Annotated in this window: 27 protein-coding genes; 13 read left to right on the forward strand and 14 right to left on the reverse strand. The window is 51.3% G+C overall.

Translation table 11 applies throughout. The annotated features are described in order from the left end of the window. The first annotated feature begins 75 nt into the window (after positions 1-75). Genes LJ739_RS06510 through LJ739_RS06525 form a run of 4 tightly spaced genes read left to right on the forward strand, consistent with a single transcriptional unit; the run spans position 76 to position 3,478 of the window. Positions 76-909: a heme/hemin ABC transporter substrate-binding protein gene (locus tag LJ739_RS06510; protein ID WP_229158265.1), complete on the forward strand. Its 834-nt coding sequence runs from the start codon at positions 76-78 to the stop codon at positions 907-909. After that, positions 906-1,958 carry a FecCD family ABC transporter permease gene (locus LJ739_RS06515; protein WP_229158267.1) on the forward strand — a complete coding sequence of 351 codons (1,053 nt, stop codon included), beginning with the start codon at positions 906-908 and terminating at the stop codon, positions 1,956-1,958. The genes LJ739_RS06510 and LJ739_RS06515 overlap by 4 nt, the downstream gene beginning before the upstream one ends. Beyond that, complete coding sequence (locus tag LJ739_RS06520; protein ID WP_229158269.1) at positions 1,951-2,760, forward strand: heme ABC transporter ATP-binding protein; 810 nt, start codon at positions 1,951-1,953, stop codon at positions 2,758-2,760. Before LJ739_RS06515 ends, LJ739_RS06520 begins: the two co-directional genes overlap by 8 nt. Continuing rightward, on the forward strand, positions 2,738-3,478 hold the full coding sequence (locus LJ739_RS06525) for a HugZ family pyridoxamine 5'-phosphate oxidase (protein ID WP_229158271.1): 741 nt from the start codon (positions 2,738-2,740) through the stop codon (positions 3,476-3,478). Before LJ739_RS06520 ends, LJ739_RS06525 begins: the two co-directional genes overlap by 23 nt. A 73-nt stretch (positions 3,479-3,551) precedes the next feature. Here LJ739_RS06525 and LJ739_RS06530 read toward each other — a convergent pair whose 3' ends face one another. Further along, complete coding sequence (locus LJ739_RS06530) at positions 3,552-4,034, reverse strand: MBOAT family O-acyltransferase (RefSeq protein WP_229158273.1); 483 nt, start codon at positions 4,032-4,034, stop codon at positions 3,552-3,554. Positions 4,035-4,192: 158 nt separating this feature from the next. On the opposite strand from LJ739_RS06530, the gene LJ739_RS06535 reads away from it, so the two are divergent. After that, the gene (locus LJ739_RS06535) at positions 4,193-4,741 is read left to right on the forward strand and encodes an isochorismatase family protein (RefSeq protein WP_229158275.1); all 549 of its coding nucleotides are present in this window, start codon (positions 4,193-4,195) and stop codon (positions 4,739-4,741) included. Here LJ739_RS06535 and LJ739_RS06540 read toward each other — a convergent pair. From LJ739_RS06540 to thrS, 5 genes are all read right to left on the reverse strand, one after another. Then, positions 4,738-5,793 carry a mechanosensitive ion channel family protein gene (locus LJ739_RS06540; RefSeq protein WP_229158277.1) on the reverse strand — a complete coding sequence of 352 codons (1,056 nt, stop codon included), beginning with the start codon at positions 5,791-5,793 and terminating at the stop codon, positions 4,738-4,740. The two genes, LJ739_RS06535 and LJ739_RS06540, sit on opposite strands and share 4 nt — an antisense overlap. A gap of 125 nt (positions 5,794-5,918) precedes the next feature. Continuing rightward, positions 5,919-6,275 (reverse strand): 50S ribosomal protein L20, encoded by a 357-nt coding sequence (gene rplT / locus LJ739_RS06545; protein WP_229158280.1) that lies wholly within the window; start codon positions 6,273-6,275, stop codon positions 5,919-5,921. A 16-nt stretch (positions 6,276-6,291) separates the two neighbouring features. Then, the gene (rpmI, locus tag LJ739_RS06550) at positions 6,292-6,489 is read right to left on the reverse strand and encodes a 50S ribosomal protein L35 (protein ID WP_229158282.1); all 198 of its coding nucleotides are present in this window, start codon (positions 6,487-6,489) and stop codon (positions 6,292-6,294) included. A gap of 126 nt (positions 6,490-6,615) precedes the next feature. Further along, the gene (gene infC, locus LJ739_RS06555; RefSeq protein WP_229159461.1) at positions 6,616-7,155 is read right to left on the reverse strand and encodes a translation initiation factor IF-3; all 540 of its coding nucleotides are present in this window, start codon (positions 7,153-7,155) and stop codon (positions 6,616-6,618) included. A gap of 162 nt (positions 7,156-7,317) precedes the next feature. Continuing rightward, the gene (gene thrS, locus LJ739_RS06560; protein ID WP_229158284.1) at positions 7,318-9,234 is read right to left on the reverse strand and encodes a threonine--tRNA ligase; all 1,917 of its coding nucleotides are present in this window, start codon (positions 9,232-9,234) and stop codon (positions 7,318-7,320) included. Between the two features lie 190 nt (positions 9,235-9,424). Between thrS and LJ739_RS06565 the strand changes: the two genes are divergently transcribed. The 5 genes from LJ739_RS06565 to LJ739_RS06585 all read left to right on the forward strand — a co-directional run bounded on the left by LJ739_RS06565 (position 9,425) and on the right by LJ739_RS06585 (position 13,042). Continuing rightward, positions 9,425-10,060: an START domain-containing protein gene (locus tag LJ739_RS06565; protein ID WP_229159463.1), complete on the forward strand. Its 636-nt coding sequence runs from the start codon at positions 9,425-9,427 to the stop codon at positions 10,058-10,060. Between the two features lie 95 nt (positions 10,061-10,155). Further along, a complete protein-coding gene (locus LJ739_RS06570) occupies positions 10,156-11,016 on the forward strand; it encodes a fructosamine kinase family protein (RefSeq protein ID WP_229158286.1) in 861 nt (286 codons plus the stop codon). 56 nt (positions 11,017-11,072) lie between these two features. Continuing rightward, positions 11,073-11,816 carry a pteridine reductase gene (locus LJ739_RS06575; protein WP_229158289.1) on the forward strand — a complete coding sequence of 248 codons (744 nt, stop codon included), beginning with the start codon at positions 11,073-11,075 and terminating at the stop codon, positions 11,814-11,816. Positions 11,817-11,841: 25 nt separating this feature from the next. Then, positions 11,842-12,042, forward strand: a complete 201-nt coding sequence (locus tag LJ739_RS06580) for a CPXCG motif-containing cysteine-rich protein (RefSeq protein ID WP_229158291.1) — start codon at positions 11,842-11,844, stop codon at positions 12,040-12,042. Between the two features lie 22 nt (positions 12,043-12,064). Further along, positions 12,065-13,042, forward strand: a complete 978-nt coding sequence (locus LJ739_RS06585; protein ID WP_229158293.1) for a DUF3080 family protein — start codon at positions 12,065-12,067, stop codon at positions 13,040-13,042. Between the two features lie 13 nt (positions 13,043-13,055). On the opposite strand, the gene LJ739_RS06590 is transcribed toward LJ739_RS06585, so the two are convergent. Further along, complete coding sequence (locus LJ739_RS06590; RefSeq protein WP_267494166.1) at positions 13,056-13,490, reverse strand: Rrf2 family transcriptional regulator; 435 nt, start codon at positions 13,488-13,490, stop codon at positions 13,056-13,058. A gap of 91 nt (positions 13,491-13,581) precedes the next feature. Between LJ739_RS06590 and LJ739_RS06595 the strand changes: the two genes are divergently transcribed. Together LJ739_RS06595 and LJ739_RS06600 are read left to right on the forward strand one after the other, a co-directional pair. Beyond that, positions 13,582-13,803 (forward strand): hypothetical protein, encoded by a 222-nt coding sequence (locus tag LJ739_RS06595; RefSeq protein ID WP_229158295.1) that lies wholly within the window; start codon positions 13,582-13,584, stop codon positions 13,801-13,803. Continuing rightward, positions 13,804-15,012, forward strand: a complete 1,209-nt coding sequence (locus tag LJ739_RS06600) for an NnrS family protein (RefSeq protein ID WP_229158297.1) — start codon at positions 13,804-13,806, stop codon at positions 15,010-15,012. It abuts the gene before it with no gap. On the opposite strand, the gene LJ739_RS06605 is transcribed toward LJ739_RS06600, so the two are convergent. From LJ739_RS06605 to LJ739_RS06630, 6 genes are all read right to left on the reverse strand, one after another. Continuing rightward, positions 15,009-15,731 carry a TMEM175 family protein gene (locus LJ739_RS06605; RefSeq protein WP_229158300.1) on the reverse strand — a complete coding sequence of 241 codons (723 nt, stop codon included), beginning with the start codon at positions 15,729-15,731 and terminating at the stop codon, positions 15,009-15,011. The two genes, LJ739_RS06600 and LJ739_RS06605, sit on opposite strands and share 4 nt — an antisense overlap. A 96-nt stretch (positions 15,732-15,827) precedes the next feature. Continuing rightward, positions 15,828-17,231 (reverse strand): MBL fold metallo-hydrolase RNA specificity domain-containing protein, encoded by a 1,404-nt coding sequence (locus tag LJ739_RS06610; RefSeq protein ID WP_229158309.1) that lies wholly within the window; start codon positions 17,229-17,231, stop codon positions 15,828-15,830. An 80-nt stretch (positions 17,232-17,311) separates the two neighbouring features. After that, positions 17,312-18,154, reverse strand: a complete 843-nt coding sequence (locus LJ739_RS06615; protein WP_229158311.1) for a cation diffusion facilitator family transporter — start codon at positions 18,152-18,154, stop codon at positions 17,312-17,314. Between the two features lie 51 nt (positions 18,155-18,205). Next, a complete protein-coding gene (locus LJ739_RS06620; RefSeq protein WP_229158313.1) occupies positions 18,206-19,816 on the reverse strand; it encodes a Na/Pi cotransporter family protein in 1,611 nt (536 codons plus the stop codon). A 196-nt stretch (positions 19,817-20,012) separates the two neighbouring features. Then, positions 20,013-20,450, reverse strand: coding sequence for a GNAT family N-acetyltransferase (locus LJ739_RS06625; RefSeq protein ID WP_229158315.1), 438 nt, complete (start codon positions 20,448-20,450; stop codon positions 20,013-20,015). 300 nt (positions 20,451-20,750) lie between these two features. After that, positions 20,751-21,062, reverse strand: a complete 312-nt coding sequence (locus LJ739_RS06630) for a hypothetical protein (RefSeq protein WP_229158317.1) — start codon at positions 21,060-21,062, stop codon at positions 20,751-20,753. Positions 21,063-21,108: 46 nt separating this feature from the next. Between LJ739_RS06630 and LJ739_RS06635 the strand changes: the two genes are divergently transcribed. Beyond that, a complete protein-coding gene (locus LJ739_RS06635) occupies positions 21,109-22,014 on the forward strand; it encodes a helix-turn-helix domain-containing protein (protein ID WP_229158319.1) in 906 nt (301 codons plus the stop codon). Positions 22,015-22,496: 482 nt separating this feature from the next. On the opposite strand, the gene LJ739_RS06640 is transcribed toward LJ739_RS06635, so the two are convergent. Continuing rightward, positions 22,497-22,838 carry a hypothetical protein gene (locus tag LJ739_RS06640; protein WP_229158321.1) on the reverse strand — a complete coding sequence of 114 codons (342 nt, stop codon included), beginning with the start codon at positions 22,836-22,838 and terminating at the stop codon, positions 22,497-22,499. Between the last annotated feature and the right edge of the window lie 671 nt (positions 22,839-23,509).

Below are 23,509 nucleotides of genomic sequence, written 5' to 3' on the forward strand. Positions count from 1 at the left end.
AACGATAACTATTTTCATTTGCATTTAGATCGGTATACTGTTTCCCCAACAACGGGCAATGAAAAGGAAATATGTGTGAAACAACTGCGAATGCTGCTGATGTCTCTGGGCTTGTTGGCACTACCAATGGTGGCGTGGGCTGACAGATTGGTGACGGCAGGTGGGACAATTACAGAAATCGTCTTCACGCTGGGCGCTGGCCAACAGGTTGTTGCCACCGATCAATCCAGCACCTACCCACGAGAAGCCACGCAACGGCCACGTATCGGTTATTATCGTGATCTTGCTGCTGAGGGGATCCTGGCGATGGACCCCCATCGTTTGTTAACCATTGAGGGTGCAGGTCGTCAACAGGTACTGGACCAGCTTGTCGCTGCCGGCGTTGAGGTCATTGTGTACCCGAAACCGCTCGACCCTGACGGCTTGTTTAGCCTTATCCGCCGCATCGGCAAGGATATCCATCGCACTGAACAGGCCCATGCACTGGTTCGTCAATTACAACAACAACTTCCGGCAGGATTGCCAATGGGCAATCACAAAGGTCTGTATTTGCTCAGTGCCAGCGATCGTGGACTGATTGCGGCAGGACAGGACACGGTACCTGCCTTGCTTTTCAGCTACGTTGGGATCCACAATGTTGCAGATACACACCAGGGTTTCAAAGCCATTAACCGCGAAGCCCTGCTCCTGGCCAACCCAGACTTTTTGGTCGTACCGGATCATATGGTTGCGAGCCTTGGCGGTCAGCAAGCGTTGTGCGACCTGCCCGTCCTTGCTCTGTTACCCGCGGCGCAACAATGCAACGTGCTGATCATGGATGGCCTGATATCACTGGGAATGACACCGCGCTTACCTGAGGGGATCAGCACCCTCAACGCTTTCGTCACGACACAGGCGTCATTACCGTGACGGGGCAAGTCCTGCACCTCGGCTCCCCTCGGTTGTCACTCACGCTGCGCTACTACGTTGCGTTGTGTGGCTTATTACTGGGTTGTGCGCTGTTATCGCTCGGATTCGGACCCGCCGGTTGGGACTGGCAATTGGCAATAGCCTGGTTGTACCCGTCCGGATTTGACCAGTTCAGTACACTGCAACACAACGTCGTCATGCACATTCGCTTACCCCGTTTTCTTCTGGCTGTGTGCATAGGAGCGTTACTTGCGCAAACCGGCGCAGCCACACAGGCGTTATGCAGAAACCCGCTGGCGGATCCCTCTATCATCGGGGTCAGTAGTGGCGCCGCCGTGTTTGCTGTCGCAACGATCGCGTTTGCCAATCGCCTGGGGTTTAGTGCCGACCTATGGCTACCGATCACCGCATTTTTTGGTGCATTGCTCACCACATTACTGGTTTATCACTTATCACGCAGAGGCGGTCATGTGCAGGTAACCACGCTGATTTTGGTCGGGGTCGCCGTCAATGCACTGGGTTTTGCACTGATTGGACTGATCAGTTTCTACGCCAATGACGGTGCGCTTCGGTTAATCAACTACTGGACCATGGGGTCGCTGGCCGGTGCCAGTTGGCATGGGCTTTTCAGCGCCCTCCCCCTGTTCCTCGTCGCCATCATCGGGTTGCTGCGATTACGCGAGCCTCTAAGTTTATTGCTGTTAGGTGAACATGAAGCGCGTAGCCTTGGCGTCAACATTGCACGTCTGAAATCCCATACGGTGTTGCTGGTTGCGTTAGGTGTCGGTGCCGCTGTCGCAGTCAGTGGCCTGATCGGATTTATCGGCTTGGTTGTGCCACACATGTGTCGTCTGCTCGTGGGTAGTCATCTCAGCGCACTGATGCCAATCAGTGTATTGACCGGGGCGGTTGTTATGCTGTTGGCAGATTGGCTGGCCCGGATTGTGGTCACTCCGGCAGAGCTGCCCATTGGTATTATTACAGCCTTTCTTGGCGCACCTTTGTTCATCTATTTGCTTCATCGCCAACAAGGAGTGCAGCATGCTTGAAGTTTGTGGTCTGAGTGTCACTCGTCATCATCGCACACTACTCAACAACATAAACGTCTGTTTTCGGCCCGGCGAACTGTGGGTCATATTGGGTGAAAACGGCGCAGGCAAATCCACCTTACTGAGTGCCATCAGCGGATTAACACCCTATGACGGCGAGGTACGTTTCCATCAGCGCGGTCTGGATAGGTGGGCAGATAAAGCATTAGCACAACAGCGCGCCTTTATGCAGCAGCAACACGCCTTGCCGTTCGGTTTCAGTTTGCCGGAACTGGTGGCGATGGGGCGCACCCCTCATGATGAAACGGCGGATCACCGTTGGCAGCAAGCATTGCATTATCTTGAAGCCTTACAACTGCTGAATCTGACCGATCGACACACAGACAACCTGTCAGGCGGAGAGCTGCAACGGGTCCATTTCGCCCGATGCCTGACACAGGTCAATGGTTTATCAGACGATTGCCAAGGCCGTTTACTGCTGCTGGACGAACCGACGTCAGCATTGGATTTACATCATCAGCATCGTGTCCTCAATCATACGAGGACGTTTGTTGATAAAGGCAATACGGCAGTCGTCATTCTGCACGACCTGAATCTGGCATCCTGTTACGCCGATCACATCATGCTACTGAAACAGGGAGAACTACTGGCCATGGGAAGCACTGCTGAAGTGTTGACCCAAAACACACTGATGGATGCCTATCACACACCGATGCACATCAGCCAACACCCTACCCTGAACCGCCCGATCATTTTTTCTGAACCACAGGAGTATCCTTATGCGAAAAACGGCACTGAATGAAGCCAAAACACTGGTACGTCGCTGTCGAACAGGCGTCGTGTCCAGCCTGTCTTACAACTTGCGTGGCTATCCGTTTGGATCCGTCACACCGTATTACACTGACAGTCGAGGTCGAGCATACTTTTTCATCAGTGATATTGCACAACACGCCAGAAACCTTACTCACGACAATAAAATGAGTCTGACGGTATTTCGCCAGGTTGACGACGCCGATCAGAACACCCAGGCCAGGGTAACGCTGGTAGGCGATGCACAACGCTTGACTGGAAAGGAACACGACGCAGCACTTGCAACCTACCTGCAGCACTTCCCTGATGCCAAGGAGTACAGCAAAGCCCACGATTTTTGCATGTGGCGTATGGAGATTGTGCGGGTACGGTATATTGGCGGTTTTGGCAAAATCTTCTGGCTGGAGCCCGAAGAATGGTGTGCTCTTGCGCCCGAATGGTCAATTGAAGATGCAAAACACATGATTGCACACATGAACGACGATCATGTTGACGCCTTGTCTCTGATCCTCAACCATCAGACCGGGCGTTCCGACCACAGCCCCACCATGGTCGACGTGATTGCGGAAGGTTGCTATATACGCACCGGCGATACAACCGTGTATATCCCTTTTGCCGAACCGTGTCTTTCAACCTCAGACGTTCGCAAGCAGTTGGTTCACCTGACCCAATCCGCGCGCGCTGCTCAAGGGCAAGCTATCGCTAGTTAAACAGGCAATACAGGTATCGGTTGCGGCCCCGACGAAGCCCTCCGTTGCAACCGGTACCTGCCAAATAAAACGGTTACCAAGTCAACGCTGGCAACACGTGCCAGGTCAATGTCAGGGTTGAACCCATCCAAAACAGATTGAGAAACATGCGTGCTGCCACGGGCCAACCTTGGCTGGAGAGCTTCAGTTGTTCCGTTACAATGACCACCGATGCCATGATACTGAACCACAGGGTAAACAGCAGATCCCATTTGCCCCGCAGCAGTGCAACGGCCAGGTCATGTACCGCACCACTGAGGGCGAAGGTTAGTAACAATGCCGGCGCATCGGGTATCCAGCGACGCAATGGCGCATAACTGTAACGTCCCAGATAGTAGCCCCATATCGGATTCCAGTAGCGCCAGAAACCCGCAAAACTGGATGCACCCAGGGAGCGATACAGCATATTGCCTAATGACCCCTTGCCCCCCAGCGGCACACCATTGCGTTGCTTTACATAAGCTCGCAATGTCAATGTACGTCGTGCTGCGATAATGCACTCCTCAAATGTATTCATTGTGCCCGCGGGTTTAGCCCGGTGACGGTAATACTTAGCTTGCCTGACACGCCTGCCACATTCCAGTCCAAGGTGTAACAAATCCTGAACCGGTTTGGGTTGTCGTGGGACGTTGGATCAGGGACACTGAAAAAGTAGCGATAACGCAGGAGTCCCGGATGCTGAATGACCAACATACTGGTTTAATGATCATTGATGTCCAAGGCGCCCTCGCCCACCGGGTCAATAACGCCGAACAATGCCTGACCAATATCAAAACCCTGATCGTAGGGGCTAAGCACCTGGGATTACCGATCATTCTGGTTGCCCATGAACCGGATAAGCTCGGCCCGGTGAACGACCATATTAGCCAATTGCTGCCGGATATCCCGCCACTCAACAAACACACCTTCAATGCCTGCGACAACCAGCAAGTACTGGAGCATGTCAACAGCGCCAACCGCAAACAGTGGTTGGTGTGTGGTATGGAAGCCCACGTTTGTGTGTATCAAAGTGCCAGAGGCCTGCAACAACATGGATTCGAGGTTGAGGTTGTTGCTGATGCCTGTGGCTCACGTCTTGGCGACGATCACCGTATTGCCATGCAACGTATGGCAAGGTTAGGGATCGGGGTGACCGGTGTTGAAATGTGTTTGTACGAATTGATGGGCGATGCCCGCCATCCAGCCTTCAAACCGCTGCTACCACACTTTAAGAGCCGCGGCTAAGGTGTTGTAACCGTCTTGTGCGCAGCGTCACTGTCTTCTATGGATTGATTCAGGTGTTCCAGGCGGGCTTTGAGGGCATCGACACGGTGTTGCAAACGCTGCTTTTGTTCCCCATCGGATGCCGTTTTTACGTCGCTTTGTAACTGCTGCAGTGTCTCAGTCAGCTCGGCTTTTTCCCGTTCCTGAGCCTCAGCCTGTTCCGCTTTATCAAACGCCAGTGTTTCAGCCGTCGGCGCCACCGTTTCCTGCTTTTTGCCGGCCTGCGAAGGCGGCAATATTTTTTGCTCGGGTGTCAATGGACGTTGGTTCATGAACCCGGGCGATACAATTTCAATACCGGCTCCGTGCAGGCTATCCAACACCTGACCGTACAGCGAAGAACGGGTAGAAATTAGCTGTTTGGCATCTTCCAGCAGCCCGGCAACCCGATAGGTCACCGAAAAATCGTTCAGCGCCAGAATATGCACAAAGGGTTCCTGAAGACCCGTGGCCGTGGCGGCGCCCATCAAACAGGTTTCGATTTGGCGGCGATCAACGTCATATCCCAACGACAATGTTGCCGAAATGATGGTGCCGGAACGACGAACTGTGGTGACCGGCTGACTGATACACACGGTGTTTGGCACGGCGATCAGTTCCCGCGACTCAGTCTGGATCTCCACATCGAACAGGCCGCGCTCCGAGATACGACCGGCATACTCGCCAATACGCACGTAGTCGCCGACCTGAAACGGCTTGGTGAATCGCAGCAACAACCCTGCCATCAGGTTGGACAACACGGTGGTAGAGGAAAAGGCCAGCATCCCGGAAATCAGAATACCCAACAGCCCTATCAATTGATTACGTGAGCTGTCCTGGATGGGTAACAGAAACAAAAGGGCCACCACCGCACACAATGTCAGTACCAACATGCTCAACTGTCGGGGAAATTTCTGTTCGTTGCCCATGTCGGGAAAGCGAGCAATCAGTAACCAGTGAGCCAGCCCGAGGACAGTGACAATACACACGACACCGATGATCAAGGGAAGATAGGTTTCAAGCGCTGTCAGCATGCACGACCCGTTTGGTTGTTGTCAGTGATAAACACAGCATAGGTGACTTTTTCAAGCGCTGAAACGAAAAACGGCGAGCATCCTGCTCGCCGTTTCCCGAAAGAACTTAAACTTAATGTTAAATATTAAGCCAGTGCGCCTTTGGCCGCTTCGACCAGTGCGCTGAATGCATTTTTGTCATGTACCGCGATGTCGGCCAGGATCTTACGATCGATTTCGACAGACGCTTTCTTCAGACCGTTGATGAAACGGCTGTAGGACATGCCATTTTGACGCGCAGCAGCGTTGATACGTGCAATCCACAGTTGACGGAATTGACGCTTACGCTGACGACGGTCACGGTATGCATATTGACCTGCTTTGGTTACTGCCTGGACAGCAACACGATAAACACGACTACGAGCACCGTAGTAACCTTTGGCTTGCTTCAGTACCTTTTTATGACGGGCACGTGCAATTACGCCACGTTTTACTCTTGCCATTATTCAGTCTCCTCTCTTACACGTAAGGCAGCATGCGTTGGATCAACGCTGTATCTGCATCATGGGCCAATTTCTTGCCACGCAAGTGACGTTTACGCTTAGAGCTCTTCTTGGTCAGAATGTGACGCAAGTGAGACTGTTTGCTCTTGAAACGACCAGACGCTGTTTTACGAAAGCGTTTGGCAGCTCCACGGTTGGTTTTCATTTTAGGCATTGCTAAAACTCCGCATTGGTTAGTTCACCACCTTGTTTGCAGTGCAAGGGGTGTTGTTTACAACGTGTAACTCGGTGAAACAGGGTGCAGACCGACGAATCGGCCCTGTTTACTTGTAAACCAGAGCTACTTCTTAATGGGTGCAAGCACCATGATCATTTGTCGACCTTCCACCTTACGGGGGAAAGACTCACAATTGGCAATGTCTTCCAACTCGGTTTTAACCCGGTTGAGCAGTTCAATGCCGATCTCTTGGTGCGCCATTTCACGTCCGCGGAAACGGATCGTGACTTTGGCTTTATCACCACCTTCTAAAAAGCGACGCAGGTTGCGCAGTTTGACCTGGTAGTCGCCTTCATCAGTGCCAGGGCGAAATTTAATCTCCTTGACCTGAATTTGCTTCTGCTTTTTCTTTTGCTCTTTTTGAGCCTTGCTTTTTTCGAACAGGAATTTGCCGTAGTCCATTACTTTACAGACAGGCGGCTCTGCATTCGGGCTAATTTCAACCAAGTCCAGGTTTGCTTCTTCCGCGGTGTCTATTGCTTCACTCAGTGTTACTACACCAATTTGTTCACCGTCTTTGCCAATCAAACGAACTTCACGTGATGTGATTTGATCGTTAATCCGGGCTTTATCGCCCTGAGCCTTATTGTTAGCGCCTTTAATATGCTATTCCTCCAAGCAATTTAACGTACAAGTACTTGAACACCAGCCTGGCGAACAAGCAAAAGGCGATGAAGGCATCCCCTTCACCGCGCAGAAATTCAATACTGTCGTACTGAACAGGAACGATACTCCATTCGTTCCCGATGTGCCCAGTGACGGGCACTAGCTAATCGTTTTCTCGGCAATTTCGCAACGAACCTTGTCAATAAAGGCTTCAATGCTCATGCTACCGAGGTCTTCACCTTTTCGTGTCCGCACTGCAACCTGGCCGGATTCCATCTCTTTATCACCGACAACCAGCAAATACGGCACACGGCGAAGTGTGTGCTCGCGGATTTTAAAGCCAATCTTCTCATTTCTCAAGTCAGAGTTTGCTCTAAATCCGTTTTCCTGCAGTTTTTCTTCCACCTGACGGGCATAATCGGCCTGTTTATCGGTGATATCCATCACCACCATCTGCACAGGTGCCAGCCACAACGGGAAAAAGCCGGCATATTCTTCGGTCAGGATACCGATAAAGCGTTCCAGTGAGCCCAATGTTGCACGGTGGATCATCACCGGGACTTTACGCTCACCGTCTTCAGCCACATAAGTGGAGCCGAGACGACCAGGCATTGAGAAGTCCAGTTGCACCGTACCGCACTGCCAGGCGCGGTCGAGACAATCATGCAGGGTAAATTCAATCTTAGGTCCGTAGAATGCTCCCTCACCCGGTTGATACTCGAAATCAATGTCATTGGCTTTCAGTGCATCGGCCAGGTTCTGTTCGGCTTTATCCCAGATTTCGTCGGAGCCCACGCGCTTTTCAGGGCGGGTAGACAGTTTCACCACGATCTTTTCAAAACCGAAATCTTTGTACACTTCGTACACCATCTGAATACAGCGGCTGACCTCATCCTGGATCTGCTCTTCGGTACAGAAGATGTGGGCATCATCCTGGGTAAACCCGCGCACGCGCATCAGGCCGTGCAATGCGCCAGACGGCTCATTACGGTGGCAGCATCCAAATTCAGCCATGCGCAGGGGCAGATCACGGTAGGATTTCAGGCCCTGGTTAAAAATTTGCACATGGCCCGGACAGTTCATCGGCTTGATCGCATACTCACGCTTTTCCGATTCTGTCGTAAACATGTTCTCGGCATATTTATCCCAGTGACCGGATTTCTCCCACAGTACACGGTCCATCATCAGCGGGCCTTTCACCTCACCAAATCCGAACTTGCGTTGTTTTACCCGAATGTATTTTTCCAATTCGGTGTAGATACTCCAGCCATCCTGATGCCAGAACACCATACCCGGTGCTTCTTCCTGCCAATGGAACAGATTCAGGGTTTTGCCGATTTTCCGGTGATCACGCTTTTCCGCTTCTTCTAGCCGTTGCAGGTAAGCTTTTAGCTGCTTTTTGTCGGCCCAGGCGGTGCCATAAATGCGTTGCAGCATTTTATTGTCACTGTTGCCGCGCCAATAGGCACCGGCCATTTTCTGGATCTTGAAGTGATGACAGAAACGCATATTTGGCACGTGCGGTCCACGGCACATGTCAACGTATTCTTCATGATGGTACAGACCCGGCTGATCATCTTTGCTGATGTTTTCGTCCAGGATCTCGATTTTGTAGCTTTCACCGCGCTCGGCAAAGGTATCCCGGGCCTGTTGCCAACTGACGGTTTTCTTGATCACGTCATAGTTGGTTTTGGCCAATTCGAGCATGCGTTTTTCCAGTGCCTGCAAATCCTCATCAGTGAGGCTGTGCTCCATGTCAACGTCATAATAGAAGCCGTTATCAATCACAGGACCAATGGCCATTTTGGTATCCGGCCAAAGCTGTTTGATGGCGTGGCCGAGCAAATGAGCGCAGGAATGGCGGATGATTTCCAACCCTTCATCGTTTTTGGCGGTGATGATTTCCAGTTTGGCATCCGATGTGATCATGTCACAGGCGTCTACCAGGGTACCGTCGACTTTGCCGGCAATGGTGGCTTTGGCGAGGCCAGGGCCGATATCGTTAGCGACATCCATCACGGAAACGGGGTGTTCAAACTGGCGTTGACTGCCATCAGGAAGGGTGATTGTTACCATCTTTTGTCCTTTTCACAGTGGTGACGCCTACCAAGCGCCACTTGCGTTATATGCCGACCGTGTATTATCACGTCGAGCGGTTACATCAATAAAAAAACACCCGGAGTTGGGTGCCTGAGATCATTTTGCTTTCGCGTTGGCTCTGCTACCATCAGAGCACCTGTGCATAATAGCGAAAAACGCCGTCGTGATGCAATTATTCCCCCGCCTGATCGTCACTTTATTAGTAGTGATATCTTCCCTCGCTCACGCAGACAACACTGAGTGGACGCTGAAACAGGACGAAAACGCGGTCAAAACCTATACCCGTAACGATCCGGTACTGGGCTTCCAGGTCAAAATAGAGACCTCGGTCAACGCGTCACCGTTAGCGCTGTTGCAGTTGTTGGATGATACCGACAACGGGCCTCGCTGGATTGCCAATGCACGCAAGATTGACATCATCGAATGGTTTGGACAGGCCGAGCGAACGGTGCATACCTATTTCAAATCGCCCTGGCCTTTCAATGATCGCGACATGGTCACCCACTCCACCGCCACCTGGCTTATTCCAGAGCGGCACGTGCGCATTCAGATCCGTGACGTCGGCGATCAACATGCGCTGCTACCCCATTACGTACGAATGCATGGGGTTAAGGGTCAATGGGATGCTCAGCTGGATGCACAAGGGCTGTTAAACATCCAGTACGTTGGCAGTGCCAATGCCGGCGGGATGTTGCCTGAATGGATTGCAAACAAAATGATGGCAACCTTTGCTCACCAGACCTTCGTCGCCCTGCGAGAAAATATTACCCGCCCGGTTTATCAGCAACAAATTACGGAATGATATAAGCACGGCCTCATTGATAGTGAATTCGACCAACGCGCGACAAAACGCTGTTCCATACTGAAATCAATCTTTCGGCAGCCATGGCGGTAACCATGTGGCATTTCATCAGTGAGCAAATCAGTGACAACGTCGGACACGACTTTATTTGTGACGACATCCGCGAAGTAAAGCAAGGCGACACCCACAAGGCGTACAAGATATCCGATGGCCGTCACCGCTATTTCATCAAGCTCAATGACAGCGGTCAGTTGGCCAACTTCAGCGCCGAAGCTGAAGGATTAAGTCACCTCAAAGCCTGCGAGGTGATGCGCGTACCAACGGTTATCTGTCACGGAGTAGTCGAAGATCACAGTTTTCTGGTGCTGGAACACATCACCATGCAAGACGGCGATAAAGACGATTGGTTCACCTTTGGGCAGCAACTGGCACTGTTGCACAAAAACCAGACTCAGGAAATGTACGGCTGGCAGGACGATAACTACATCGGACAAACTCCCCAACCCAATCAATGGCACAAAAAATGGGCGCGTTTTTTCGCCGAACAGCGTATCGGTTACATGCTGCAATTGTTGGCAGAGCGCGGAGAATCACTGCCTGACATCGATCGTTGTGTTGAAGCCACAGAGCGCCTGCTGCACGGTCACCAGCCAGTCGCCAGTCTCTTGCACGGCGATCTGTGGTCGGGAAATACCGGGTTTCATCAACATCAAGCGGTGTTGTTCGATCCTGCCATGTACTACGGTGATCGCGAGGCGGACATTGCCATGACAGAACTGTTTGGTAAATTTCCACAGGCATTTTATGACGGCTACAACGACCAATGGGCACTTGATGAGCACTATAGCTATCGCAAACCCGTGTACCAGCTTTATCATATTCTTAATCATGCGGTGATGTTTGGTGGCCAGTACCTGACATCTGCGAAGGCAACACTGAACACCCTTGATGCTTGAGTGGCGGCGTCGAAGCCGTTAACCTTTGCGTTTTTGTGAGCCGGAACATTCTCAGTATGGAAAACCCTGTTGCGCTGATCACGGGCAGTGCCAAACGTCTCGGCGCGGCCACTGCCCGCCACTTGCATCAACAAGGTTACGATGTTGTTGTGCATTGCCACCATTCCTTCGATGTCGCTAGCCGCCTGTGTGCGTCGTTAAATGACCAACGTCAGGACTCCGCAAAACTGCTGGTCGCTGACCTGTGCGACCCCAAAGCCTGGCAATCTCTGGCCGAAGACGCGGTAATGGCGTTTGGTCGCCTTGACGTGCTGGTGAATAATGCCTCGGCGTTCTACCCTACCCCGGTCGGCGACATAACAACCGACGACTGGCATATCCTGATGGGCAGCAATGCCCAGGGGCCCCTGTTCCTTAGTCAGTATTTACAAAAACATTTGGCCCGAAATCAGGGGGTTATTGTTAACATGGTGGATATCCATGCAGAGCGCCCTCTGGCAAGCCATACTGTATATTGCATGGCGAAAGCGGCACTGGTCGCCATGACGCGATCACTGGCGATAGAACTCGCCCCACAGGTAAGGGTCAATGGCGTTGCTCCGGGGGCCATTTTATGGCCTGAAGCTCCCTTATCTGAGCAAGACAAAGGCGACATATTGCAGCAAATCCCGCTGGGCAGCCTTGGCACACCCGACGACATTGCCCGCACCATCGCATTTCTGGTCGCGTCACCGTATATCACCGGTCAGATCATCGCGGTTGACGGTGGACGCAGTATAGCCAGTGCCAGTAAGGCCTGAGAGGTCACATTGGCGGAGGTGATTTATGCAGCTCAAACAAACCACTCTGAGTTGTCCTCACTGTGGTCACCCGATGCACGTATCGCTGGATTGCAGTAATGGCGATCAAGACTATTTTGAGGACTGTCCGAACTGTTGCTATCCGGTGCATCTGGCGATGCACATCGACGACATGCAGCACAAAGTGCAACTCACGGTCCTGTCTGACGACGAACAGGTTTACTGACACCCTAAGCAATTGTCTGCCATTGCTCAGTGTAGTGGCTATCGTCGGCTGCTCACCGGCATCGCCGCTACAAACACAGCTTGAGGATTATACCACCCGTTTGGCCCGGGTGCTGGAGACTACCGCCCCCGATTATGCCCCTCTGCCAACCAAGCAACGCTTTCCGCTACGCCAGGACATGCCTGTGTTCCCTGCGGATGTGCGTATCAATCTGCGTGAATTTTACGCCTTGCAACAATGTGCAGTAGCCGGCCTTATCGCCCAGCGCAATACCGCACTGGGTCACGCCCAGTTACCCTCAAGCCGGTTTGCATACCAGTTGCAAGTGATTGAAGGCCTTATCCAATGCCGGCAACAGCTTGAGCCATCGCCAGGGGATATACCGCTTGACGACTGGATAGCACAGAAGCAACAAAACTTGCCGTTACACTGGGCGCAATTGGTGCAACACAGTCAGGAAATAGCGATTCATTTTGACCGCGCTGAACAGGGGATCTCTGCAGACGACGATGATCGTCTGACGGCGGTAGCAAGCGCGTGGAAATATTTGTTAGCACTACCCAAAGCGACCACCATTGATGGTGAAGCCCTTGAACATCACCTGCAACAGCTGAAATTCGCACCTCTGCCTGCAAAGCTGCAATTCAATCACACACAACTGGGCACCCAATTGCCGGTGGTCACCGCCTGGCTTGAGCAACAACAATTGCCAGAACAATGCCGTTCACCTCAATTCGAACAAGGAGCACAGTACCTTGCCAATGTGTTTAAGCTGGTGTTTGTCCAACGTATTCAGCCGTTTGTCAGCACCATGAATCACTACCACTACACGTTGTTGCCGGTGTATCAACAACTACTCGATACCCCGACATTGAGCCCGGCATTTAAAGCCCGTATCCAGCACCAGTTGGATACCTTCAGTGCAGCGCAAAACGCGGTTCGTGCTCATATCGCCTACTGGCAGCAGTTCTTTGATGCCTGCGATTTGCACCCCGGTTAAGGGAGCTGCACATTTACGCCAGTTTCAGTTGCTGGCGCAGTTCATTCGCCGCAGGCGCGGTCAGATCGGCCAGTGTGTAGCTGTCCAGAACCGACAGGAATGCCTCCACCGCTTGTGCCAGTGCCCCTTTCAACCGACAGGCCGGTAATAACGTGCAGGCCGGTTTGTTGCAATCGATGATGGTCAGCGTGGACTCCATTACCCGTACAGCATCACCCAGACCAATGTCCTGTGCCGGCCGATTCAGGGTTATGCCGCCGCCTTTTCCCCGCTGGGTACGGATAAATCCTGCTTTTCCCAGGTGATGAACGATTTTATTGATGTTGTTTCTGGAAATGCCGTAAGTCTGGCAGACCGTATCGATGCTGGCATTCTGCCCCTCAGGTAACAGCGCCAGATACATTAATACGCGCAATCCGTAGTCTGTGTAACGGGTCAGTTGCATCATATGTCTCTTTGTTCTCTTGCATCCCCAAAAAGATACATTTAATATGCACCTTAGTAAACATACATATAACATGCATCTTATGGAGAGTGTCATGTCTGAACACAGGTTACTTCAATGCGCCAATGCCACCATGCTATTTAGCCTACTGGCATTTATCGCATCGGTTGTGCTGTCGTACCGTTTTGAATCACAGCTTCCCTTGCTGTTGGTAACCACCTTGCATGTCTCTCAGATGCTATTAGCGGGCGTGTTTAAAGTGGCATATGTGGTGCGTTTGGTGACACAAAAACAATTGGGTCTGGTGGTACGCTGAATGAAACGTTTGATCCCTATCCACGAGCCTGCGGCGCAACGATCAGGACTGGCGCTATGGAACCTGGCTTTTCGGCCGTTTTTTTTCGCAGGAAATGTGTTCACCATACTGGCGATGCTGTATTGGGTCAGCATTCTGGTGGGCTGGCACCTGCCCACCCCGTACGGTGGTGCCCTGTTCTGGCATGCCCATGAAATGCTGTTTGGTTTTGTGGTCGCCATCGTAGTAGGTTTTCTGCTCACTGCAGCCCAAACATGGACTGGGGTACCCGGCCTGCAAGGACCCTTGCTGGGCGGTCTGTGGGGGCTGTGGTGCCTGGCGCGTATTGCGATGGTGTTAAACGCCCCTGCAACCTTGGTAGTGTTCACGGATTTACTGTTCATTCCCCTGGCGGCAGGCTATCTGACCTATCAGGTTGTGCGCAGCCGAAACTGGCGTAATGGGGTGTTTTTACTGATACTGGGTGGTTTGTTTACGCTCAATCTGGTGTCTCACTGGAGTCTACGTCTGTCGGATCACGCACTGACCCAATGGGCGTTTCACACCACCGTGATGCTCATTACTGTGATAATGGTAGTTATCGGTGGTCGTGTAATACCGATGTTTACCGCCAATGGAATTGGGGAGCAAAGGACTCTCGCCTTGGCCCACCTTGAACGCGCTGTTTTTCTGCTCATCCCAATCCTACTGAGCCTGCAGATTGCCCAAATTTGGTTTGCGCAAGTGCAGCCATACCTGGGCTTTGTCCTGCTGTCGTGGGGCATTGCCAATGGCTGGCGCTGGTGGCGATGGCTGCACCGCCGGGCCTGGCGCGTCCCTTTGGTTGTTTCATTGCACCTTGCCTATGGCTTTATTCCGCTTGGATTGATGCTGTGGGGGGGAGCACTATTACTCCCCTACCTGCCAGTATCCGCGGGTCTCCATGCCCTTAGCGCCGGAGCAATGGGCAGTCTGATCCTTGCGATGATGAGCCGGGTCAGTCTGGGGCATACCGGGCGTGCGCTGCTGCCGCCGGGCAGCATGCCGTTTGCCTTCGCCGCTGTATGGTTGGCGGGGATTCTTCGCATCGTGGTGGCGATTTTTACCCTACCGTCCAGCCCACTGGTGTGGTTGGTGGTGGGCGGGTTATGGAGCCTGGGTTTCGGCCTGTTCCTGTGGTCTTACACGCGAATACTGTGGTCAGCCCGCGCCGATGGTCTGGCGGGCTAATCCTGCACCGCTATCGCCGCCAGCGCTTTGCGGTGGCGGTTGTCCAGCACCGTGTAGCACGGAAACAGCAAAAAGTAGGTAAAGCCAGCCAACGACAACCACTGGGCCGGCAGCACCCAGGCCAGTATCAATGACAGCAACGAGATGCACACAGCAACGACCCAAACGTGCACATCATAGCGGGCTTCGGTCACCTCATAGGGGCTCAGAGCAAGGGGCTCCTGGCGACGCAGGGCATAGCGATACAAACCAATAAAATTTAACCCCACACACAAAAATCCAATGCCATAAAAGGTGAACATGAAGCGGGCTTGTTCGAGGGTCTTGAGGGGAAAAATAAACGGCAAAGCCCCGTCAGACAGAAAGTGAAACAGACTCTGCATCATCAGGCGCAACGGGTAGATGTAGATCAGCACCAGAAACACCAGCAGGCTACTGAGGAAAATCGACATACCGTCTTCGAGGCCATAGCGTCGGCACCAGGTAGCATGGGCGTGCCAGATCCACACGATCACAGCAAAACTGGCGGCAAAAGCCGGGATGGTTTTCAGCGCCAGCACGAACTCTTCAAAGGACTGGGGAATGCTACCCACTGAAATCACCAGCATGGTCACGGCAAAGGCAAACGCCGCAGCGACGAAGGTCTCAATACGGTTCATCCCTTCACCGCGCATGGTGACGGATCCAGCCAGGTTGGGTTGAGGTGCGCTGTCAGCCATAACAATCCTTGATGGGCAATTTTTCACCACTTTACGATGGTCAATCCTGTGGCGCAAGCCAGTAGCGCTATTCCTCGCTGCGATTTGTCAACGTATCTAAAACACCAGGCTTTTGCCCTGACAGGGCGTTTGGGCGCGGATCTTTGCCACATCCCAGAGTTTTTGCGACAGTGCTTCGATGGCCCCGGCTTCGCCGTGCACCAGCACGACGGTTGGCTCACCTTTTATTTGCGTGACCCAATCGATCAATCCCTGTTGACCGGCGTGAGCGGAAAAACCACCAAGGGTCTCTATGTGCGCTTTAACCACATATTCCTCATCGTACAAACGCACTTTTTTGAGGCCATCTACCAGTAATCGTCCCAGCGTATCCTGGGCCTGATAGCCACAAAACAGAACCGTATTTTCTGCTTTCCAGATGCGCTGTTTAAAGTGATGCCGGATCCGCCCGCCGGTACACATCCCGCTACCGGCAATGATCAGGGCCCCTTTGACAATCTTGTTCACCGCAATGGACTCTTCCGGCGTGACCGCGAGAAACAGGCGTGGAATAAAGTCATCCAATATCGATTGAGCATCGGGCGCGGCTTTGGCGATGTCACTCTGATCGAGTGCCGAAAACCACTTGTCATAGACTTTGGTCACTTCAATCGCCATCGGACTATCGAGGATCACCTGCCACTGGTCGAGGATCCCCTCCTGATGCAACACGCCGAGGTAATACAGTAATTCCTGGGTCCGCCCTACCGCAAAGGCAGGGATCATGATATTGCCACCACGGGCTTCGGTCTCGGTAATGATGTTACGCAGCTCGGCCACGGTGTCGGGCAACGGCTTGTGATTGCGATCACCATAGGTACTTTCCATCACCACAACATCCGCCCGTTCAATGGTGGCCGGGTCTTTCATCAACACCGCATTACGGTTGCCCAGATCGCCGGAGAACACCAGGGTTTTGTCCTCGCCCTTTTCCTTCAGGTGCAATTCAACAATCGCCGAACCCAATATATGCCCCGCATCATGAAAGGTCAGCCAAGCCTGATTACCAACGCGTTTTTTGGTTTCATAGGGTACCGAGTGGCATAAGGACAACACGGTTTCCACATCCTCTTCACCGTATTGGGGCTCCAACGGATCTTTGCCTTTGCGCCCGCGGCGCAGGTTTTCACGCTCCAAGTCGCCCAGGTAAATACTGACCGCATCTTTGAGCATGACTTCCAGCAGATCCGCCGTGCCGGCAGCGCAAAAAATTGGCCCTCGAAAACCATCGTGCACCAGTTTAGGCAACATTCCGCTGTGATCGAGGTGTGCATGGGACAGCACGACGGCATCGATACCGGCGGGTGAAAAATCAAAGGTCTCGCGCTGCACCCGCTCTACATTGCTGCCGCCCTGATGCATGCCACAATCTAATAGTACAGTGCCGAGCGCCGGTGATCGCAGCTCATGGCAGGAACCGGTGACTTCTTGTGCTGCGCCTAGAAAAGTGAGTATTGCCACGGGGTGATCTCCATCCATTGTCGTGTTAATCAGTACAACACACCTCAGTGTGCAGTGACTTGCGCTACATCAAATCGATGTCAGCGCTCTGGCTCGATGTGAACTGTGACATCGAAAATATTGAACCGCTCGGCCAATGTACGCTCAATCTCGTCGGCGATGCCATGGGCCTGTTCCACCGATAACTGGGGATCAACACCCACGGTAATGTCAGCCACATAGCCTTTGCCCTGCTTGCGGGCACGCAGTTGTCGCACAGACTGCACCTCCTCGACCGCCGACACGGTATCGGAAACCCGTTGATGATTATCGAGCTGCTGATCGACCAAGGTAGGAATGGCCCGCATAAACAATCGATAGGCCAGGATCAGGATCAGCACAGACACCACAGTGGCAAACACCGTATCAAGCCAATAATAGCCCATCGCCGCCAGTTGCCAGCCGATCAGTACCGCCACACTGGTCAATACATCGCTAAAGGTGTGGCTGGCATCTGCAGACAGCAACGACGAGTCCAGGCGCTTGGCCCAGCGCTGCTCCCACAAACTCAGCGACAAATTTACCCCGAGTGCCAGCACCAGAATGATAAGGCCGGGCAGGTTTTGTTCCACCGGCTCACCGATGCGCTTCAGGGCATTAATAAATACCTCAATCGCCACCACCGACAGCAACACTGCCAGCCCAAACACCGCCAGTGATTCAAATTTCTGATGGCCGTAAGGATGATCATCGTCCGCCGGCTGCGCCGCCAGGTTGACGGCCAACCAGGCAAACACGTTGTTGACCAAATCGGTCAGGGAATGCAGCGCATCAGCTACCAGTGCTGCGGAACCGGTGATCAGGCCCACCACAAATTTCACCAACGCCAGCATTGCGTTAACACTACCTTCAATGATCAGCACCCGTTTAACTTGGCGACTCATGAAACCTCCTGTGCAAAAACCTTGTTGCTTTCCCCTCCACGAAACCATTGGTTACGCATTGGCAGACTCCGATGGCTTGTCACTGTCCTGTTTGATCCGAAGGCTGGTAAAGTTGTTGAGCTTGTCTTTCAACCGCTGGGTGTAGGTAATGAAGTTGGTCAGCGCCCCGGCATCTTCCCGTTTAGGGTCAACCAGCAACAGCAGTAAATTGCGATTAGCCTGATCGATGGAATGCTGTAATTCTTTGGCCGCCGATTTCAGGTTGGGTGGCTCCTCTTCGCGCATGGCATCGCCGATACGCTCAAAAAACGCCAGAGTCTGGCTGGACAACGTACGAACCAACAGCAATACATCGCTTTTCAGCTCAATGTAATGTTCATTAAGGACCTTTTTCGATTCATACAAATCGCTGATGGAATCATGGATCTGAAACAAGTAATCAAACTGATTGATCAATTTGATCAACTGCCGTGACTCTTCTTCGTCTTTGATCACGGTGACCACTTCCGAGAAATAGTGAATATGTTCGGCTTTAACAAAGTCGATGTATTCGATGCGTTTGCCTCCCGCTTCAAACACCCCGCGATAATTGGTTTCGATACTCAGGGTGACGATGTTGTAGTTTTCCTGCAGGAAGTCGAACAACGCCCCGGCACTGGCCTGCAACTTGTCTTGCACCTGTTCGAAGGGCTCCTCGGGATCAAACACCGGCAACGCCAGTCGCTCGAACTCCATCTTGCCCTCCCCCAGCATCATATCAATGAGGCGCTTAAACGGGTTGATCAACAGAATAAAGATAACGCTGGCAGACACATTGAACAGCAGGTGAATAAACGCCAGCGCGATGGCCGGTTCAACAGTGACATCCGCCAGATGGTGACCAAACAACAACAAAAAAGGTAACGCCAGCAGCACGCCACCGACATTAAACAGAAAGTGGCTCATGGCGACTTTTTTGGCTGCCACGTCCATGTTAAACACCGCAATGGTGGCGGTGGCGGTGGTGCCGATATTGGCCCCAAGCAGCAACGGCACAGCATTCTCCAGCCCCAGTAAGCCCTGTTGAGCAAACACGATCGCAAGGCCGGTAGTCACTGAACTGGACTGCACGATAGCGGTGAAAATACAGCCGACCAGAATACCGTATAGGGGATTTTGCGGTTCGGTTAACCATTCCACCAGCACAGGATTGGATTGTAGCGGTGCCAGGGTGTCAGCGATCAGATTAAGGCTGAAAAACACGAACCCAAAGTAAAAGATCGCCTTCCCAAAAATGGCCAGTTTACTGTGTAGCAACGACACCACAAAGCCAATCACAATCAATAGCGGCGCAAAGCTGGTCAGTTTAAACGCCACTAACTGGGCGGTAATGGTGGTGCCGACATTACTGCCAAACACAATGCCAATACTGTTTTTAAACGACAATACCCCGGCGTTCACCAGACTGATGGTGATCACCGAGGTGGCAGAGCTGGACTGGATCACCATGGTCACCAGTGCACCTATCAACAATCCAACCACCGGAATACGGGTTGCATTACTGAGTGATTTTCGAAAATGCTCGCCGGAAATGCGCTCAATTTCCTTGGAGAAGTTCTCCAAGCCAAAAATAAACAAAATGATGGCAGTGACTGCCGTCATAAACACGTGAATGTATTCCATACTCAGCTTTTCCAGCGCAATGAGACTGCATCAGATACCCTGACCTTTTTAACAGTGTAGACCCGAAAATGCTTTAAGATTCTGATATATATCAATCATTGCGCGAACAGAATCGCCGAATAACACACACCGTGTTGCTGCGCATAAACGCCAATTTGGCCGGTGTGGTTGAAGCAGAGAATACTCCCTGACGGGATTAGAGCCAGATGCAGGCTAGCATATCGTCACCATCTTCATCCATGCCCACTTCCTGAAACCCAAAGCTGGAATAGAAATCTTTTGCCACCGGATTGGCGGGGTTATAACAAATCTCAATACATTCAAGATGTGGAATTTTGCGGATCTGTTCAATGGCGAGTTTTAGTGCCACCCTGCCGAACCCTTGATTTTGGTATTGTTTATCCACCATAAAACGCCAAATCGACACTTTTTGCGCAGTTTCCTGAACCCACATGAAAAAACCAACAGGCTTACCTTCCAGGCAGATCGCTTTGCAGGTATGGCCTTGATTGTAGTGAGACTCGACCAGTGACCACATATTACAGGCGACGTATTGTTCTTGCTCCGGCGCGACATCTAAATCGCATACGGCTTCGTAATTAGAACGGGTAACTTCTTCCAATGAAATCTTCATATTACTCCTGAAAACTGAGGCGCTGCAGCCAAATCGCCAACGTGCTCGTTGTGTCAACGTTAAACCGGCCGATGAAAACGGTAAAATGAACATGCACAGTGCAATGTATATAGCTTCCATTTTTCAACGTAAAGGACTTTTATCGTTGCTGAAAAGGTTGGCCATTTACTGCATTGTCTTCGAAAGTTTGCCGGGTGAGTACCAAAGAAAACAACCGTTTTGCTAACCATGAGACATGGGCCATGCAACCCTGCTCGTTGCATGACCCAAAAACGACGTGCTTCCCGTTGTTTGCCTATACTACGCAGGTTTTGCCAAGGCCTTTTGGGCAAACTCACGAACCAGCAGGTACACCAGAATCGCCAGGGTCCCCGTGGTTAGTACCGCGACCAGCCAGGGCCACACAGTGATACCGCGGGCTCTGGCATCCCCTATCATCCAGCTACTGATAATCACGCAGGCTATGGCCAAATCCATCAGGATCTGTAGTGCAGCCGGGGAAGTAAAGCCAGCCTGCCAAATGGCAACATACCCCACCTCCATCATCAGCCACACACTGTAACCGCCGAACAAGGCCAACACGACACTTAGTAACACCACTCGTGGATTCATTGTTTTTCTCCTTAATGATTTCACTGTCAGTGTAGGCGTCCCAGTAATGATGACAATTACCTGTCAGGTAATTGCTGCAACGACGTCGGTCGATCAATACTGCGCATATAACAACAAAGCAGAGCCTTCCCCTATGCGCACAACGGCATGTGAATCTCGAGACCAATCCCCTTTTGCAGCCACCCTTAAAAAGTGGCGTAAAGCGCGCAAATTTTCTCAGCTTGAACTGTCACTGGAAGCGGGTATTTCCCAGCGCCATTTGAGCTTTCTGGAATCCGGTCGCTCACGCCCCGGTAAAGACACCATCATTCAGTTAACCGACGCCTTGAACATGCCGCTGAGGGATCGTAATCAGATGCTGAAAAGCGCAGGATTTGCAGCGCTCTACAAAGAACGCGCGCTGGATGATGCCACCATGGTCAGTGTAAAAAGTGCCCTGACCATGATGCTCGACCACCATGAGCCCTATCCTGCACTGGTGGTGGACCGAAACTGGAACCTGTACATGGCTAATGACGCCAGTAACAAACTGCTTGGGCTGATCGGCGAACCCGACCCAAGCCTGTTGGACGACGGGAAGCTGAACATTTATCGGCTGACCTTCAGTAACAAAGGCTTACGTCCCTTCATTACCAACTGGCCCACCATCGCAAACCCGCTGCTGCTTAGGTTACAGGCAGAAGTGAGCGACGATCCGCAAAACCGGTTTCTGGCCGATTTGCTACAAGAAGTACAAAGCCTCGCCCGCGAACACAGCTACACGGCGGCGGACATTTCTGCCACTGTCGCGCCGGTGCTAGGTATCTCAATGCAACTGGGCGATGTAAAGCTGAACCTGTTCAGTATGATTTCTGCATTCGGCACCGCGCTGGACGTGACCGCCTCGGAACTCAAAGTGGAAACCTTCTTTCCGGCCGATGAAGCCACCAAGGCATTTTTTCAGATTAAATAGCTAATAATCACGGTGCGCTGAGCGCCACTGAGAATGCAAATATAAAGGGAAAAAAGAGAAATGGTGCGTCCGAGTAGACTCTTTTTTAAGAATTAATCCACTGAATTATATATATTTTAATTAATCAATATTTAACAAGTACTTCCATGAGTACTGCTAAATACTTTTTCGCATATTATAAATTCAGATTACAATTTGCTTTGTCTTGCGAAAAAAACGAAACATCAAGGAATCACAATCCTGGTTACCTGTAGCGAGCTATTTTGCAGCAGCGTAATCGAAAGGTGCACATAAAGACAGCTTCGCAGAATCGAAATACTTGAAATGAAGTGGATCCGAGATTGGAAATTGTAACTAGTCTCATCGCTCGAAACCATGCCCCAGCCCAACCCGAGTTTAAAGGAACTCCTTTGCTAATAAAAAAGGCCGCTATGCGGCCTCTTTTAAAATCTTTCGATATAACTACTTTAGCCTAAATTGGGCTAAACGGCTCTAGCCATTTTGCCGTCACCCATTTCATCTTCATTAGACTGGCCAGCTAAATCTCTCGCAATTTTCTTCATTTCTGCATCTACGAAACGCTTTAGAACTCTTCGGATCAGTGGTTGATATCCGCTAAGTCCATTTGATTCAGCAATAAACTTAAGATCGTCAACAAGTCTTTGCTGTAGCCTTATTGATATAGGTTTTAGTCCGAGCTTTCCGTCAAGCTCTTTTGCTGTAACTCCATCGACCACTTTGGCAAATTCATCACTGTTGCCCAATAGGCCCTTTTCCCAATTCTCTGGGGTACCTGCAATCTTCTTAACTTTCATTTTGCTCATGTTTAAACCCTTTTGTTACAACGCTAATATTCTTCTTCTTGTGCGTTTCTATAATACTTGTCAATCCTACTTTGGCTTGTTGGCTCAAAAACAGTTTTTATTTCCAAGTATGTACCTCTATCTATGAAACAGATTAGTAACTTTCGTCCTGTGTCTGTCTCTGATACGAAATAATATGTTGGTGGATCTGTTTGGTGATCTTCGTTTTCGTCCAACAAATAACTATGTGTTCTGTTACAGAAGCACTCTTCTACCTCTGTTTCTTCGATGTTATGTTTGGTCCTGAGCTTAGCTCTTATGCTTGGAGTCATCCAAAACAAACTCACATCTCCTTTTGAGCAGGTTGCGGATTATACATCTTCAATCGGCCTTGTATATACATTCTGTAATACTATTTGTATATACATTCCTCCATTAGTTCAAGTTCTGTATGACCGAAAATGTAAAATAATGTTTTGATTGAAGGTTCTCTTGACTCCTAACCACATGAATATAAAGCATAATTTTCCATCCCTGACACTAGCGCCTTCCCATGAGCCGTTTAACATAAAGACTTCTATAAGTCAGTTAAAAATTGATTTAGGTAGACGGTGTAGAGCAAAGGCTGAGCCTTTGGCTCTTATATTGAAACCCGAAGATTTTTTGCTATCCCCCTTCTTGCTATGGCCCTG

The organism is Fluctibacter halophilus (assembly GCF_020687825.1).
In the GTDB taxonomy this organism is placed as follows: Bacteria; Pseudomonadota; Gammaproteobacteria; order Enterobacterales; family Alteromonadaceae; genus Fluctibacter; species Fluctibacter halophilus.

Coding starts and splice junctions, on each gene's coding strand:
- LJ739_RS06640 (WP_229158321.1), bottom strand. CDS start 22,838: ATGAGCAAAATGAAAGTTAAGAAGATTGCAGGTACCCCAGAGAATTGG.
- LJ739_RS06600 (WP_229158297.1), top strand. CDS start 13,804: ATGAAACGTTTGATCCCTATCCACGAGCCTGCGGCGCAACGATCAGGA.
- LJ739_RS06595 (WP_229158295.1), top strand. CDS start 13,582: ATGTCTGAACACAGGTTACTTCAATGCGCCAATGCCACCATGCTATTT.
- LJ739_RS06570 (WP_229158286.1), top strand. CDS start 10,156: ATGTGGCATTTCATCAGTGAGCAAATCAGTGACAACGTCGGACACGAC.
- LJ739_RS06635 (WP_229158319.1), top strand. CDS start 21,109: ATGATGACAATTACCTGTCAGGTAATTGCTGCAACGACGTCGGTCGAT.
- rpmI (WP_229158282.1), bottom strand. CDS start 6,489: ATGCCTAAAATGAAAACCAACCGTGGAGCTGCCAAACGCTTTCGTAAA.
- LJ739_RS06575 (WP_229158289.1), top strand. CDS start 11,073: ATGGAAAACCCTGTTGCGCTGATCACGGGCAGTGCCAAACGTCTCGGC.
- LJ739_RS06630 (WP_229158317.1), bottom strand. CDS start 21,062: ATGAATCCACGAGTGGTGTTACTAAGTGTCGTGTTGGCCTTGTTCGGC.
- LJ739_RS06605 (WP_229158300.1), bottom strand. CDS start 15,731: ATGGCTGACAGCGCACCTCAACCCAACCTGGCTGGATCCGTCACCATG.
- LJ739_RS06525 (WP_229158271.1), top strand. CDS start 2,738: ATGCGAAAAACGGCACTGAATGAAGCCAAAACACTGGTACGTCGCTGT.
- LJ739_RS06565 (WP_229159463.1), top strand. CDS start 9,425: ATGCAATTATTCCCCCGCCTGATCGTCACTTTATTAGTAGTGATATCT.
- rplT (WP_229158280.1), bottom strand. CDS start 6,275: ATGGCAAGAGTAAAACGTGGCGTAATTGCACGTGCCCGTCATAAAAAG.
- LJ739_RS06590 (WP_267494166.1), bottom strand. CDS start 13,490: ATGATGCAACTGACCCGTTACACAGACTACGGATTGCGCGTATTAATG.
- LJ739_RS06540 (WP_229158277.1), bottom strand. CDS start 5,793: ATGCTGACAGCGCTTGAAACCTATCTTCCCTTGATCATCGGTGTCGTG.
- LJ739_RS06535 (WP_229158275.1), top strand. CDS start 4,193: ATGCTGAATGACCAACATACTGGTTTAATGATCATTGATGTCCAAGGC.
- thrS (WP_229158284.1), bottom strand. CDS start 9,234: ATGGTAACAATCACCCTTCCTGATGGCAGTCAACGCCAGTTTGAACAC.
- LJ739_RS06620 (WP_229158313.1), bottom strand. CDS start 19,816: ATGGAATACATTCACGTGTTTATGACGGCAGTCACTGCCATCATTTTG.
- LJ739_RS06615 (WP_229158311.1), bottom strand. CDS start 18,154: ATGAGTCGCCAAGTTAAACGGGTGCTGATCATTGAAGGTAGTGTTAAC.
- LJ739_RS06530 (WP_229158273.1), bottom strand. CDS start 4,034: ATGAATACATTTGAGGAGTGCATTATCGCAGCACGACGTACATTGACA.
- LJ739_RS06520 (WP_229158269.1), top strand. CDS start 1,951: ATGCTTGAAGTTTGTGGTCTGAGTGTCACTCGTCATCATCGCACACTA.
- LJ739_RS06580 (WP_229158291.1), top strand. CDS start 11,842: ATGCAGCTCAAACAAACCACTCTGAGTTGTCCTCACTGTGGTCACCCG.
- LJ739_RS06625 (WP_229158315.1), bottom strand. CDS start 20,450: ATGAAGATTTCATTGGAAGAAGTTACCCGTTCTAATTACGAAGCCGTA.